Annotated in this window: 16 protein-coding genes and 1 pseudogene; all 17 read right to left on the bottom strand. The window is 59.1% G+C overall.

Going from position 1 to position 12,875, the window contains the following annotated elements; translation table 11 throughout:
* Positions 1 to 8: 8 nt before the first annotated feature.
* Entirely contained in the window at positions 9 to 329 is a 321-nt protein-coding gene (rplX, locus tag JCM15831_RS00890) for a 50S ribosomal protein L24 (protein ID WP_025822042.1), read from the bottom strand.
* The gene (gene rplN / locus JCM15831_RS00885) at positions 329 to 697 is read right to left on the bottom strand and encodes a 50S ribosomal protein L14 (RefSeq protein ID WP_025822040.1); all 369 of its coding nucleotides are present in this window, start codon (positions 695 to 697) and stop codon (positions 329 to 331) included. Before rplN ends, rplX begins: the two co-directional genes overlap by 1 nt.
* A 14-nt stretch (positions 698 to 711) precedes the next feature.
* Entirely contained in the window at positions 712 to 993 is a 282-nt protein-coding gene (rpsQ, locus tag JCM15831_RS00880; RefSeq protein ID WP_025822038.1) for a 30S ribosomal protein S17, read from the bottom strand.
* Positions 994 to 1,006: 13 nt separating this feature from the next.
* The gene (gene rpmC / locus JCM15831_RS00875; protein ID WP_025822036.1) at positions 1,007 to 1,240 is read right to left on the bottom strand and encodes a 50S ribosomal protein L29; all 234 of its coding nucleotides are present in this window, start codon (positions 1,238 to 1,240) and stop codon (positions 1,007 to 1,009) included.
* 2 nt (positions 1,241 to 1,242) lie between these two features.
* Positions 1,243 to 1,659: a 50S ribosomal protein L16 gene (rplP, locus tag JCM15831_RS00870; RefSeq protein WP_025822034.1), complete on the bottom strand. Its 417-nt coding sequence runs from the start codon at positions 1,657 to 1,659 to the stop codon at positions 1,243 to 1,245.
* Between the two features lie 47 nt (positions 1,660 to 1,706).
* Positions 1,707 to 2,384 (bottom strand): 30S ribosomal protein S3, encoded by a 678-nt coding sequence (rpsC, locus tag JCM15831_RS00865; RefSeq protein WP_025822032.1) that lies wholly within the window; start codon positions 2,382 to 2,384, stop codon positions 1,707 to 1,709.
* A gap of 1 nt (position 2,385) precedes the next feature.
* Positions 2,386 to 2,816: pseudogene (gene rplV / locus JCM15831_RS00860) on the bottom strand (50S ribosomal protein L22).
* A gap of 2 nt (positions 2,817 to 2,818) precedes the next feature.
* Positions 2,819 to 3,097, bottom strand: coding sequence for a 30S ribosomal protein S19 (rpsS, locus tag JCM15831_RS00855; protein WP_023979000.1), 279 nt, complete (start codon positions 3,095 to 3,097; stop codon positions 2,819 to 2,821).
* A 17-nt stretch (positions 3,098 to 3,114) separates the two neighbouring features.
* A complete protein-coding gene (gene rplB, locus JCM15831_RS00850) occupies positions 3,115 to 3,945 on the bottom strand; it encodes a 50S ribosomal protein L2 (RefSeq protein ID WP_025822028.1) in 831 nt (276 codons plus the stop codon).
* Between the two features lie 16 nt (positions 3,946 to 3,961).
* Positions 3,962 to 4,258 carry a 50S ribosomal protein L23 gene (locus JCM15831_RS00845; protein ID WP_198024212.1) on the bottom strand — a complete coding sequence of 99 codons (297 nt, stop codon included), beginning with the start codon at positions 4,256 to 4,258 and terminating at the stop codon, positions 3,962 to 3,964.
* A gap of 41 nt (positions 4,259 to 4,299) precedes the next feature.
* A complete protein-coding gene (gene rplD, locus JCM15831_RS00840) occupies positions 4,300 to 4,914 on the bottom strand; it encodes a 50S ribosomal protein L4 (protein WP_025822023.1) in 615 nt (204 codons plus the stop codon).
* A 12-nt stretch (positions 4,915 to 4,926) separates the two neighbouring features.
* A complete protein-coding gene (rplC, locus tag JCM15831_RS00835) occupies positions 4,927 to 5,610 on the bottom strand; it encodes a 50S ribosomal protein L3 (RefSeq protein ID WP_025822021.1) in 684 nt (227 codons plus the stop codon).
* Between the two features lie 10 nt (positions 5,611 to 5,620).
* Entirely contained in the window at positions 5,621 to 5,929 is a 309-nt protein-coding gene (gene rpsJ / locus JCM15831_RS00830; protein ID WP_007282720.1) for a 30S ribosomal protein S10, read from the bottom strand.
* Positions 5,930 to 6,054: 125 nt separating this feature from the next.
* Positions 6,055 to 7,245, bottom strand: a complete 1,191-nt coding sequence (tuf, locus tag JCM15831_RS00825; RefSeq protein WP_025822019.1) for an elongation factor Tu — start codon at positions 7,243 to 7,245, stop codon at positions 6,055 to 6,057.
* Between the two features lie 108 nt (positions 7,246 to 7,353).
* Complete coding sequence (rpsG, locus tag JCM15831_RS00820; protein ID WP_025822017.1) at positions 7,354 to 7,830, bottom strand: 30S ribosomal protein S7; 477 nt, start codon at positions 7,828 to 7,830, stop codon at positions 7,354 to 7,356.
* A gap of 14 nt (positions 7,831 to 7,844) precedes the next feature.
* On the bottom strand, positions 7,845 to 8,216 hold the full coding sequence (rpsL, locus tag JCM15831_RS00815; protein ID WP_023979007.1) for a 30S ribosomal protein S12: 372 nt from the start codon (positions 8,214 to 8,216) through the stop codon (positions 7,845 to 7,847).
* Positions 8,217 to 8,580: 364 nt separating this feature from the next.
* Positions 8,581 to 12,831, bottom strand: a complete 4,251-nt coding sequence (gene rpoC / locus JCM15831_RS00810; RefSeq protein ID WP_025822014.1) for a DNA-directed RNA polymerase subunit beta' — start codon at positions 12,829 to 12,831, stop codon at positions 8,581 to 8,583.
* Between the last annotated feature and the right edge of the window lie 44 nt (positions 12,832 to 12,875).

Genomic DNA, 12,875 nt, shown 5'->3' with positions numbered 1-12,875 from the left:
TCGCCCCCTTAGCCTTCGATTACTTCGCCGGTCACCTTGGCGACGCGGACCTTGCGGCCGTCCTCAAGCTGACGGAAACCAACGCGAGTCGGCTTGCCGCTCTTCGGGTCAACGAGCTTCAGGTTGGACAGATGAACCGGCATTTCCTTAGCGATGATTCCGCCTTCCTGGTTCGTACGTGACGGCTTCTGGTGACGCTTGGCCACCGCTACACCGCGCACGATGGCCTTTTCGACCTTCGGCAGGACAGAGAGAACCTCGCCGCGCGTGCCGCGCGAAGAGCCGGAGAGGACCAGAACCTGGTCACCCTTCTTAATACGAGCAGCCATTATAGCACCTCCGGAGCCAGGGAGATGATTTTCATGAACTTGCGTGCACGCAGTTCACGAACCACCGGGCCAAAGATACGCGTGCCGATGGGCTCCATCGACTTGTTGATCAGCACAGCCGCGTTCTTGTCGAAGCGGATTGCACTGCCGTCAGCGCGACGAACGGGGTAGGACGTGCGAACGATGACGGCCTGATGGACGTCACCCTTCTTCACCTTGCCGCGAGGAATTGCTTCCTTAACGGACACGACGATCACGTCGCCGACCGAGGCGGTCTTCCGCTTGGAACCGCCCAGCACCTTGATGCACTGCACCTGACGAGCGCCGGAGTTATCGGCAACTTCCAGATTGGTCTCGGGATGGATCATTTCTCAGTCCCCTCTTACGCTGACGCCTGAGCCGGTGCCGCAGGAGCTGCCTCAAGGGCCGCGCCATTACGGGTAATCACCGTCCAGGTCTTGCGCTTGGAAATGGGTGCGCATTCTTCAATGCGAACCGTATCACCGGTCTTGCACTCATTCAGCTCGTCATGCGCCGCGTATTTCTTGGAACGACGAATGAACTTCTTATAGAGCGGGTGCATAATGCGGCGATCGACAAGAACGGTAACCGTCTTGTCCATCTTGTCGCTTGTCACTCGCCCTGTCAGGACGCGCCTTGGCATCGTCCGTCTCCTCTCAGGACTCTGCGGTGGACGTTTTTGCGCCCACCTTGTTCTTCGATTGATGTGCAACCGTCTTGATGCGAGCAATCGCACGACGGAGAACACGAACTCGTCCGACTCCTTCGGACTGACCCGTGGCAGCCTGGAACCGGAGGTTCAGCTGCTCACGCTTCAGATCCAGAAGAAGAGCATCGAGCTCATCAGCGGACTTGGCGCGCAGATCAGCGACTTTATAAGCGTCAGCCATGATCAGACCTCCCCAATCCGGGTGATGAACTTGGTCTTGATCGGCAACTTAGCCGCACCAAGAGCCAGTGCTTCACGTGCCACTTCTGGCGGCACGCCTTCGATTTCAAACAGCACGCGGCCGGGCTTCACACGAGCTACCCAGAATTCGGGCGAGCCCTTACCGGAGCCCATGCGGACCTCGGCAGGCTTCGTGGAAACTGGCAGATCCGGGAAAATCCGGATCCAAACGCGGCCTGCACGCTTCATGGCACGGGTGATCGCGCGACGTGACGCTTCGATCTGGCGAGCCGTGATACGCTCGGGTTCAAGAGCCTTAAGGCCGAACGCGCCGAAATTCAACGTCGTTCCGCCCTTGGCCAACCCATGAATGCGGCCCTTATGGGCCTTGCGAAACTTAGTCCGCTTCGGGGAAAGCATGGTGTCGTATCCTCATGCGCCTCGCGGCGCTTGTCATAATCTACTGCTCAGCGCTGCGGCGCTTGTTCCGCTGCACGACGGTCCTGAGCCATCGGATCATGGGCAAGGATTTCACCCTTGAAGATCCAGACTTTCACACCGCACGTACCATAGGTCGTCTTCGCAGTGGCGATACCGTAATCAATGTCGGCGCGCAACGTATGAAGTGGCACGCGGCCTTCGCGATACCACTCAACGCGAGCGATTTCTGCGCCGCCGAGGCGACCCGAACAGTTGATACGAATGCCCTGTGCGCCGAGACGCATGGCGGACTGAACAGAACGCTTCATGGCGCGACGGAAGGCGACGCGACGCTCAAGCTGCTGTGCAATGTTCTCAGCGACCAGAGTCGCATCGATCTCGGGCTTGCGGATTTCGACAATGTTCAGCGCAACATCGGTCTTGGCCAGACGGCTCAGATCCTTGCGCAGATTGTCGATGTCCTGGCCCTTCTTGCCGATGACAACGCCCGGACGTGCTGCGTAGATCGTAACGCGCGGCTTCTTGGCCGGGCGCTCGATGACAACGCGAGAAACGCCTGCACCCGAAAGCTTGCGACGCAGGTAAGCGCGCAGCTTCAGGTCTTCATGCAGCAGACGGGAATAGTCGGTGCCAGCGTACCAGCGGCTATCCCAGGTGCGGTTAACGCCGAGCCGGAGCCCGATCGGATTGACTTTGTGTCCCATATCAGGCTGCCTTCTGCTCTGCTGCGTCTTTGCCCTTGCCCTTCGGCGCCGGCGCTTCGTCTGCAGCGCGCTCGGCAACGACGATCTTCAGATGGCTGAAGAACTTCTCGATGCGCGAGGAGCGACCACGACCACGAGCGTGGAAACGCTTCATGACGATCGACTTGCCAACTTCTGCGGTCTTGACCACGAGCTGATCGACGTCGAGCTGGTGATTGTTCTCTGCGTTTGCAACAGCGCTCTCAAGGGCCTTGCGGACCTCTTGAGCGATGCGGCGACGCGAGAACGTCAGCGCTGCGATCGCCTTATCTGCCGGCTGTTGCGGATCATTGCCGCAACCAGGTTCAGCTTGCGCGGGCTAACGCGGATGTTGCGGGCAACTGCCTGCGCTTCCGTGTCAGCGAGTGTGCGAATGTGCTTCGGCTTGCTCATGATCAGCCCCGCTTCGACTTCTTGTCGGAAGCATGACCGGGGAACGTGCGTGTCGGCGAGAACTCACCGAACTTGTGCCCGACCATGTTTTCCGTCACCTGCACCGGCAGGAACTTGTGGCCATTATAAACGCCGAACGTGAGTCCGACGAACTGCGGCAGGATCGTCGAACGACGCGACCAGATCTTGATCACCTCATTACGACCCGAAGCGCGTGATGCTTCGGCCTTGCCGAACAAGTACCCGTCAACGAACGGGCCCTTCCAGACGGAACGTGCCATCTCTGTTTGCCCCCTTCTTACTTGCCGGTCTTGCGGCGACGGATGATCAGGCTGTCCGTCTTCTTGTTAACGCGAGTCTTGTAGCCCTTGGTCGGCTTGCCCCAAGGCGTAACCGGATGACGGCCACCAGAGGTACGACCTTCACCACCACCGTGCGGATGGTCGACCGGGTTCATGACGACGCCGCGGTTATGCGGACGACGGCCGAGCCAACGGTTACGACCGGCCTTGCCGAGATGCTGGTTCATGTTGTCGGGGTTCGAGACCGCGCCAACAGTTGCCATGCATTCGCCACGGACGAGACGCAGCTCGCCAGACTGGAGCTTGATCTGCGCATAGCCGGCGTCCTTGCCGACGAGCTGGCAGTAGGTGCCTGCCGAACGCGCGATCTTGCCGCCTGCACCGGGCTTCAGCTCGATGTTGTGCACGATCGTACCAACTGGCATCGAACCGAGCGGCATCGCATTGCCTGGCTTCACATCTGTGCGCTGGCCAGCAATAACCTGATCGCCGACCTTAACGCGCTGCGGAGCCAGAATGTAGGCAAGCTCGCCGTCTTCGTACTTGATCAGTGCGATGAAGGCCGTGCGGTTCGGGTCATATTCGAGACGTTCGACCGTGCCGTAAACGTCGAACTTGCGACGCTTGAAATCGACATAGCGATACGACTGCTTATGCCCGCCACCACGGAAACGCGATGTCGTGCGGCCGTGGTTGTTACGGCCACCGGACTTGTTCTTACCCTCGGTCAGCTGCTTGACCGGCTTGCCCTTGTAGAGCTCGCTGCGGTCAATCAGAACCGTGCCACGTGTGCTCGGCGTCGTGGGATTAAAGTGCTTTAGTGCCATGGTATCCTATCCCGCGTCAGCCCAGCTTCGCGGTAAGGTCAATGGACTGACCTTCCGCAAGCTGAACATACGCCTTCTTGATGTCCGAACGGCGACCAGGACGGCCCTTGACCATCTTGGTCTTGCCCTTCTGCACCAGCGTGTTCACGGAGACGACCTTGACGCCGAAGAGCGTCTCGATCGCAACCTTGATTTCCGGCTTAGCGGCCGTCAGGGCCACGCGGAAAACAACCTGGTTGCGCTCAGAAAGGGCCGTCGCCTTTTCGGTGATGAGCGGCGCGCGAACGATGTCGAACATCGATTCACGCGTCATGCGCTGCGCCTTGTTACGGCGCGCAAGAACGATGCTCGTGGTCATGCCAGGCGCTCCTTGAGACCCTCGAGCCCAGCGCGCGTCAGCACCAGAACGTCGTGGTTCAGAATGTCATACACATTGGCACCGATCGTGGGCAGCACATCGATCTTGGGCAGGTTGCGCACAGCGCGACCGAATGCCACGTCGACGGCACCGTCAACGATCAGAGCAGACGACCAGCCGAGTGCAGCCAGCTTTGCAGCGGCTTCACGGGTCTTGGTCACACCTGCTGCCTGATCGATCACGATCAGCTTGCCGGCTGCGGCCTTCTGCGACAGCGCAGAAATCAGGCCGAGGCGACGCACCTTCTTGGGCAGGTCATAGCCATGGTCGCGAACGACCGGACCATGCACGACGCCACCGGTGCGGAACTGCGGTGCGCGCAGCGAGCCCTGACGTGCCGAGCCTGTGCCCTTCTGGCGGTACGGCTTCTTGGTCGTGCCAGAAACCTCGCCCATGCCCTTGGTACGGTGCGTACCGGCGCGGCGCTTGGCCAGCTGCCAGTGAACGACGCGTGCCATGATGTCCGTACGCGGAGTCGCGCCGAACAGCTCCTCTGGCAGAGACACCGTTCCGGCGCTGCCATTATCGAGGGTTTTGATATCGTATTCCATCGCCCTCAGTCCTTAACCGGCGGCCGCTGCAGTTGCTGCCGGATACGGCGCATCTGCATGGCGGGCCTTCTTGATCGCATCGCGGATCATCACCAGGCCATCCTTGGCACCCGGAATCGAACCACGAACCATGATCAGGTTGCGTTCGGCGTCTACGGCTGCCACTTCGAGGTTGAGCGTCGTGATTCGCTCGTCACCCATATGACCGGCCATTTTCTTGCCCTTGAAGACCTTGCCCGGATCCTGGCGCTGACCCGTCGAACCATGCGAACGATGGCTGATGGACACGCCGTGGGAGGCTTCAAGACCAGCGAAGTTCCAGCGCTTCATGACGCCGGCGAAGCCTTTGCCCTTGCTGGTGCCGGTGACGTCGACCTTCTGGCCAACGACGAAATGGGCCGCAGAGAGCTTCGTGCCAGCCTCAAGCACGGCATCTTCTGCCACGCGAAACTCGACAAGAGTCTTCTTCGGCTCCACCTTGGTGCGAGCATAATGGCCACGCATCGGCTTGGTGACGTTCTTCACCTTCGCCTTGCTCATGCCGACCTGTACTGCGGTATAGCCATCACGCTCCTGCGTGCGGGTATCCACCACCTCGACCTCGTCGAGATGCAGCACTGTGACCGGCACATGTGTGCCATCTTCCTTGAATAGCCGGGTCATACCCAGCTTTTTTGCGATCAATCCGGTACGCATCGTCTGGACCTTAAAGTTTGATCTCGACATCAACGCCAGCGGCGAGGTCGAGCTTCATGAGGGCGTCCACGGTCTGCGGTGTCGGCTCAACAATGTCGAGCAGGCGGCGATGAGTTCGAATCTCGAACTGCTCGCGGCTTTTCTTGTCCACATGTGGGGAACGGTTCACAGTGAACCGCTCGATATGCGTCGGTAGCGGGATAGGACCCCGAACCCGCGCACCCGTACGCTTCGCCGTGTTTACGATTTCCTTCGTGCTGTTGTCGAGCACGCGGTGATCGTACGCCTTTAGGCGAATGCGGATGTTCTGGTTGTCCATCTTACCAATAATCCAACTCGTTGGGGTTCGGGTCTTACCCTGCTCCCTCCTGGTCCCTTTGAAAGCCGACCCCGGCCGGATTTCTCCGACCGGGGCCTGCCACAAATCAGGACCCGTGCTTAAACTCAGGCGCCGATCGAAGAGACCACGCCTGCACCGACGGTGCGGCCACCTTCGCGGATAGCGAAGCGGAGACCTTCGTCCATGGCGATCGGAGCAATGAGCTCGACGTCCATAGCGATGTTGTCACCCGGCATGACCATTTCCGTGCCTTCCGGCAGCTGAACAACGCCAGTGACGTCGGTCGTGCGGAAATAGAACTGCGGACGATAGTTTGTAAAGAACGGAGTGTGACGTCCGCCTTCTTCCTTCGTGAGGATGTAAGCCTCAGCCTTGAAGTTCTTGTGCGGGGTGATTGAACCCGGCTTTGCAAGAACCTGGCCACGCTCGACGTCTTCGCGCTTCGTGCCACGAACCAGTGCACCGATGTTGTCACCGGCTTCACCGCGATCAAGCAGCTTGCGGAACATTTCAACGCCCGTAACGGTCGTCTTGATGGTGTCCTTGAGGCCGACGATTTCGACTTCGTCACCGACGTTCACGATGCCGCGCTCAACACGACCCGTGACAACCGTACCACGGCCAGAGATCGAGAACACGTCTTCGATCGGCATCAGGAACGGACGGTCAACCGGACGCTCCGGCTGCGGGATGTAGGCGTCAACAGCTTCCATCAGCTCGAGCACGCGGTCTTCACCGATTGCTGCGTCGCCGTCTTCAAGCGTCACAAGAGCCGAACCCTTGATGATGGGGATATCGTCGCCAGGGAACTGGTAGGACGAAAGAAGTTCACGAACTTCCATTTCCACCAGCTCGAGGAGCTCGGCGTCATCAACCTGGTCAACCTTGTTCAGGAAGACAACCAGAGCCGGCACACCGACCTGGCGAGCGAGCAGGATGTGCTCACGCGTCTGCGGCATCGGGCCGTCAGCAGCGGACACAACCAGGATCGCGCCGTCCATCTGAGCGGCACCGGTGATCATGTTCTTGACGTAGTCAGCATGGCCGGGGCAGTCGACGTGGGCGTAGTGACGGTTCTTCGTCTCGTACTCAACGTGAGCGGTGGAGATCGTGATGCCACGAGCGCGCTCTTCAGGAGCCGCATCGATCTGGTCATATGCACGGAAGGTCGCGCCGCCGGACTTGGCGAGCGTCTTCGTGATAGCAGCCGTCAGTGAAGTCTTGCCATGGTCAACGTGACCGATGGTGCCGATGTTGCAGTGCGGCTTCGTCCGCTCAAATTTAGCCTTAGCCATCATTCTCTCCATAACCCACCGCCGAAGGAGTTGCGGCGGGGAAGATTGCTAATTCGTACCGGACGTCTCTACGCGAGACATCCGGCGAAACCGGTTAGCCGTAAAAGCTTACCAACGATAGTGGCTGAACGCTTTATTTGCTTCAGCCATGCGATGCGTGTCTTCACGCTTCTTGACGGCGGAACCGCGATTGTTGATCGCGTCCATCAACTCGTTGGAGAGACGCTCCTGCATCGTGTTCTCACCGCGCTTACGCGAGGCGTCGATCAGCCAGCGGATCGCGAGAGCCTGACGGCGCTCGGTGCGGACTTCGACGGGGACCTGATAGGTCGCACCGCCGACACGGCGGGAGCGGACCTCTACGGCCGGCTTCACGTTGTCCAGGGCCGCATGGAACATGGCGACCGGGTCAGCTGTAGCACCACCGCGACGGCGCACTGATTCCAGCGCTCCATAGACGATGCCCTCGGCTGTGGACTTTTTACCATCGTACATCAGGGCGTTCATAAAACGCGTGATGACGACATCTCCGAACTTCGGATCGGGAAGGATCTCACGCTTAACAGCGCGATGACGGCGACTCATGCCTGAATTTCCTCTTACTTCGGACGCTTCGCGCCATACAGCGAACGGCGCTGACGACGCTTGGCGATGCCCTGCGTGTCAAGCACGCCGCGCAGGATGTGATAACGCACACCCGGCAAATCTTTTACACGGCCGCCGCGGATCAGCACGACGCTGTGTTCCTGCAGGTTATGGCCTTCACCGGGGATGTAGCTCACGACCTCATACCCGTTGGTCAGGCGCACCTTAGCCACCTTACGCAGGGCCGAGTTTGGCTTTTTCGGGGTAACCGTATAGACGCGCGTGCACACGCCGCGCTTCTGGGGGCAACCCTGAAGGGCCGGCACTTTATTCCGCTTGGCGGCAGGCTCACGGCCCTTGGCGATCAACTGGTTGATGGTCGGCATACGCCCTTCCCGATCCTTGCTTAATGCGAGACCGGACCGGGGCCCGATTTACTCGCTTCCAACAAAATGCAGCGCGCGACAGAATGTCGCCCGCTTTGACTCTTTCACTACCGGCCTAAGCCTCACCCGAAGGCGGCGGCACCGTTAGCGTTTGATGCTGTCTATCAACGGCTCAGACGCCTTACGAGACGGGGGTAGCCGAGGGCGCGGAACCTATGGCTATTCAGAATGAAAGTCAAGCATTCTCTAGAGTTCTGCTCGATTCTCATACGAGTCCCGTTTCGACTCGCCGGATACGAAATCGGGCGGGTATTACCCCGCCCGATCTCAAACGTAAACTGCTTTTCTGACCCTGTGGAGGTCTTTACTCCGCAGCGTCGTCTGTCACCACCGGTGTGCCACGACTCACGCGCTGACGGTCCTGAGACGCAGCCACCGCACGAAGCTTGTTCATGACACTTCCCGTGCCTGCCGGGATCAGACGTCCGACAATCACGTTTTCCTTCAGACCGTTCAGTGTATCGACCTTACCGGCTGTTGCCGCCTCGGTCAGAACACGGGTGGTCTCCTGGAAGGAAGCCGCGGAGATGAAGGACTGCGTCTGCAACGATGCCTTGGTGATCCCCTGAAGGATCGGCATGCCACGTGCAGCTTCTTCACCTGCCTTGATGCGCTTCTCGTTCTCGACTTCGAACTCGATCCGGTCGACTGTCTCGCCGATCAGATAGGTCGTATCGCCCGGCTCGAGGATTTCCACCTTCTGCAGCATCTGACGAACAATGACTTCGATATGCTTGTCATTGATCTTCACGCCTTGCAGTCGATAGACGTCCTGGATCTCATTGACGAGATAGTCGGACAGCGCCTCGACGCCCATGACCTTGAGAATGTCATGGGGAACGCGCGGACCGTCGACCAGCGGATCGCCCTTCTGCACGAAGTCACCTTCCTGTACCGAGACGTGCTTGCCCTTGGGAATGAGGTAGTTGGTCTCTTCCCCGGTCTCGTCGTTCTTCACGATGATGCAGCGCTTGGACTTGTAGTCCTTGCCGATCTCGATCCGACCCTCGGTTTCAGCGATGATCGCATGATCCTTAGGACGACGGGCCTCGAACAGTTCGGCAACGCGCGGCAGACCACCCGTAATGTCACGGGTCTTCGAGCCTTCACGCGGGATACGGGCCAGAACGTCACCGGCATGGACCGTTGCGCCATTTTCGATCGAAAGCAGCGAATCCGGCGACAGGAAGTATCGGGCCTCATTGCCATTGGCGAGACGCACAACGTTACCAGCCGAATCCTTGAGCTGCAGACGGGGACGAAGATCCACGCCCTTGCTGCCCTGCTTGTAATCGACGACCACCTTCGAGGTCAGGCCGGTGACTTCATCCATACGCTCGACGAGCGTGATGGAGTCGATCAGGTCGAGATATTCGACCGTACCAGCCTGCTCGGTGATGATCGGAAGGGTGTAGGGGTCCCACTCGGCCATTTTCAGACCGCGTGTGACTTCCTGACCATCATTGACCATCAGACGGGCACCGTAAGGCACACGGTAACGCGCGCGCTCGACACCCTTCTCGTCGGTCAGCAGAATTTCGCAGTTACGCGACATCACGATGGTGATGTTCTGGCTGTTCTGAACGACGTTGCGGTTGCGGATAGTCACCTTGCCGTCGCGGGACGCTTCGACCATCGACTGCTCAGCACCACGCGTTGCCGCACCACCGATATGGAAGGTACGCATTGTCAGCTGCGTGCCGGGCTCACCGATCGACTGTGCAGCGATAACGCCGACAGCTTCACCGATATTGACCGGCGTTCCTCGAGCAAGATCGCGTCCATAGCAGTGACCGCAGACGCCGACTCGGCTGTCGCAGGTCAGGACCGAACGGATCAGGACGCTTTCGACGCCTGCCTTCTCGATGATCTCTGCCTCAGCTTCCTCGATCAGCGTGTTGCGCGGGAAGAGCACAGCACCGCTCACCGGATCGGTCACATCAGCCGTCAGGGTACGACCCAGGATACGCTCGGAAAGCGAGGAAATAACTTCACCGCTATCCATGACCGCACGGATCGTCAGGCCACGCTCGGTACCGCAATCGTTTTCAACGATGATGCAATCCTGAGCCACGTCAACGAGACGACGCGTGAGGTAACCCGAGTTAGCCGTCTTCAGAGCCGTATCAGCGAGACCCTTACGGGCACCGTGAGTCGAGGTGAAGTAATCGAGAACCGACAGACCTTCTTTGAAGTTCGCGATAATCGGCTGCTCGATGATCTCACCCGATGGCTTGGCCATAAGACCACGCATACCGGCAAGCTGCTTCATCTGCGCTGGCGACCCACGAGCACCCGAGTGGCTCATCATCCAGACCGAGTTTGTCGGCTTGCCGATGACCTGACGGGAGATCTCCTTCATCATCGCGGCCTGGACTTCGTCCGTGCAACGTGACCAGGCATCAACCACCTTGTTGTAGCGCTCGCCTGCGGTGATCAGACCGTCCTGATACTGCTGCTCGAACTCCTTGATCTCAGCCTGCGTACGCTCGACCAGCTCCTGCTTCTCGACCGGGATGATCATGTCATCCTTGCCGAAGGAAATGCCGGCGCGCGCAGCGTGGCGGAAACCGAGGCCCATCAGACGGTCGCAGAAAATGACTGCTTCCTTCTGACCGCAATGACGATAAACGGCATCGATGACGTCGGACACGTTCTTCTTGGTCAGCTGCTTGTTGACCAGAGAGAACGGAATAGCGACGTTGCGCGGCAGAATCTGCGCGATCAAGGCACGGCCCGGCGTGGTCAGCAGGGTCTGGCGGACAGTCTTGCCCTCAGCGTCCTGCGTTTCCATACGGAGACGGATCTTGTCATGCAGTCTGAGCGTGCCTTCGTTCATAGCCAGCTCGATTTCGGCAACCGAGGCGTAAGCCGAAGGACCTGCCTTAACGAGACGACCTTCTGCATCGTACTCAGCCTTGTCAGGCGTCGTATGATACTCAGGAACCTCAAGGCTCAGATAATAGAGGCCCAGCACGATATCCTGCGACGGCACGATGATCGGCTTGCCGTTTGCAGGGCTGAGGATGTTGTTGGTCGACATCATCAGCACGCGGGCTTCAAGCTGAGCTTCGAGCGACAGCGGCACGTGAACGGCCATCTGATCGCCGTCAAAGTCAGCGTTGAACGCGGTGCAGACCAGCGGATGAAGCTGAATGGCCTTACCTTCGATCAGCACAGGCTCGAAAGCCTGAATACCGAGACGATGGAGCGTCGGGGCGCGGTTCAGCATCACGGGATGCTCGCGGATAACCTCTTCAAGGATATCCCAGACTTCCGGACGCTCTTTTTCCACCATGCGCTTTGCAGCCTTGATGGTGGTGGCGTGGCCGTATTTTTCGAGCTTGCTGTAGATGAACGGCTTGAACAGCTCCAGAGCCATCTTCTTCGGCAGGCCGCACTGGTGCAGCTTCAGCTCCGGGCCGACCACGATGACCGAACGGCCAGAATAATCGACGCGCTTGCCGAGAAGGTTCTGACGGAAGCGGCCCTGCTTGCCCTTGAGCATGTCGGAAAGCGACTTCAGCGGGCGCTTGTTGGCCCCCGTGATGGCGCGGCCACGACGACCGTTATCGAACAGCGCATCGACAGCTTCCTGCAGCATGCGCTTTTCGTTACGGACGATGATGTCCGGTGCACGCAGTTCGATCAGACGCTTCAGACGGTTGTTGCGGTTGATCACGCGACGATAGAGATCGTTCAGATCCGACGTGGCGAAACGACCACCATCCAGCGGCACCAGCGGGCGCAGCTCGGGCGGGATCACCGGCACGAGGTCAAGGATCATCCATTCGGGACGCGAGCCACTCTCGGAGAACGCTTCGAACAGCTTCAGGCGCTTGACGAGCTTCTTGCGCTTGGCTTCGGACGTTGCCTCACGAAGGTCTTCACGCAGCAGATCGCCGTCAGACTTGTCCTGATCGCGGCCGTCACGGTCAATCAGGCCGGGGCGATCGACCTCAGTGGACAGCAGACGAGCCTTCCACAGGATCTTCTTGACCGCTTCAGCACCGATACCGACTTCAAGACCTTCATCGGCGTAATCGTCCATCGCGTCGAAATACTGATCTTCCGACAGGAGCGAATAACGCTTGAACGGGCTCGTGCCGGATTCGAGAACGATATAGCTCTCGAAATACAGAACCTTCTCGAGATCCTTCAGCGTGATATCGACCATCGTCGCGATGCGGCTTGGCAGCGACTTCAGGAACCAGATATGCGCGACCGGCGAGGCAAGCTCGATATGGCCCATGCGCTCGCGACGGACCTTGGCCAGCGTAACTTCAACACCGCATTTCTCGCAGACAATGCCGCGGAACTTCATGCGCTTGTACTTGCCGCACAGGCACTCGTAGTCCTTGATCGGGCCAAAGATACGCGCACAGAACAGGCCGTCACGCTCAGGCTTGAACGTACGATAGTTGATGGTCTCAGGCTTCTTGATTTCGCCAAAAGACCAGGAACGGATTTGCTCGGATGAGGCGAGCTGGATTTTGATCTGGTCGAAAGACAGGTTCTGGCCCGTCTGACCAAGGATCTTCATGAGTTCGTTCATGCGCCGAAATCCCATTTCACGGAGCGGGCCGGAAAACCGGCCGC

The sequence above is a fragment of the Asaia astilbis JCM 15831 genome, assembly GCF_000613845.1.
Lineage (GTDB): Bacteria > Pseudomonadota > Alphaproteobacteria > Acetobacterales > Acetobacteraceae > Asaia > Asaia astilbis.
This window is presented reverse-complemented; position numbering and strand designations above follow the sequence as displayed.